The organism is Streptococcus porcorum, from assembly GCF_053203725.1.
This window is the reverse complement of the sequence record NZ_JBRUDG010000070.1, coordinates 1-1,156: the sequence shown is the minus strand read 5'-3', so window position 1 is coordinate 1,156 and position 1,156 is coordinate 1. Positions and strand designations below refer to the sequence as shown.

Genomic DNA, 1,156 nt, shown 5'->3' with positions numbered 1-1,156 from the left:
TGGCTCGAGTTGATGGCATTGATGTCTTAAGCTGATTTTTAACCCTTTCGTTCGCGGGAACGTATCAACGGTATTTTGATTATTTTTTAAGAAACTGATATATGGGGGAACATATCGAAGCAATCAATAATGCACATTAACAACTAGTCTTTGTTATATTTAAACTATTCGAAAAGGTAATTGGATATTAAGGGAAGACTCTATAGACTTTTTCATATGATTAACGAGTTCAGCCACCTCAGATTCCATTCCTTCCCACTTGTCAACACACTCTCCTAAATAAGCCTCTCTCGCTTTGTTGAGTAAAGTAGCATGCTCATCGGGTAATTGAGGTATCGCCCATTCAGCTGCCAGATCTTTTGAGCGAATTTCACCAGTAGATGCTGTCAGCCACATTCTGGCTAAAGTTAAAATCACATTGCGTTCGTCACCGTTAATGCTAGCTATCAACCCGGGCAACGATTCTTTAATTGCTTTTCGAATATCTGTCATTGGCACAGGCTCAATTACTTCTGTTGCCTTTGGTCCCAAAAGGTTAATACTATTTTTTCTTAGTTGTGCTAAAAGTATTGCTAAATCCGGATCATAAGTCGACTCAGGAATTTCTCCCTTTTCAAACTGCTCTCTTAGCCACTCGCCATACATAAATTCATATTTGGGGGGGAAATGCCAAGGGACAATATCCTTTTGATTTATGACCGTAACTTCAAGAGGCCTCATATCTTTTATGTTTCCTATTTTCCCAGATATAAGCATTAACCTATTTGTAAGATTCCTTCGAGTTTTTTCAGATAAACTTTGATTTGTTATTACCAAAATATCTACATCGCTATTCATACGTAAACCACCCATTACTGCCGAACCATACAAATACACCCCAATTAACATATTATCAAGTAGTTCCGCTATAGTTTTTAATGCTTGAATTGCTTCTTTCGGAATTTTTTTGTTACTTAAATCTATACTCAACTTCGATCTCCTTTCGTCTGAAAACTGTTTTTTAACGCCTCTTAAAATTTATAAAAAAAGAGTAAACATCTTTCGTTGTATTGTAAATTAACGCCATCCAAAATTTTGATTCAAGATTTTCTTTCGGTTTATTATATGTTTGAGCCAATATAAGCTACAAAACTGCTGTCTATCCATTTTTGAGTAA

At 35.7% G+C, this 1,156-nt stretch carries 1 protein-coding gene; it reads right to left on the bottom strand.

The annotated features are described in order from the left end of the window. Positions 1-159: 159 nt before the first annotated feature. Positions 160-969 (bottom strand): ANT(9) family aminoglycoside nucleotidyltransferase Spw, encoded by an 810-nt coding sequence (locus ACVRWY_RS09555; RefSeq protein ID WP_002294509.1) that lies wholly within the window; start codon positions 967-969, stop codon positions 160-162. Positions 970-1,156: the final 187 nt, after the last annotated feature.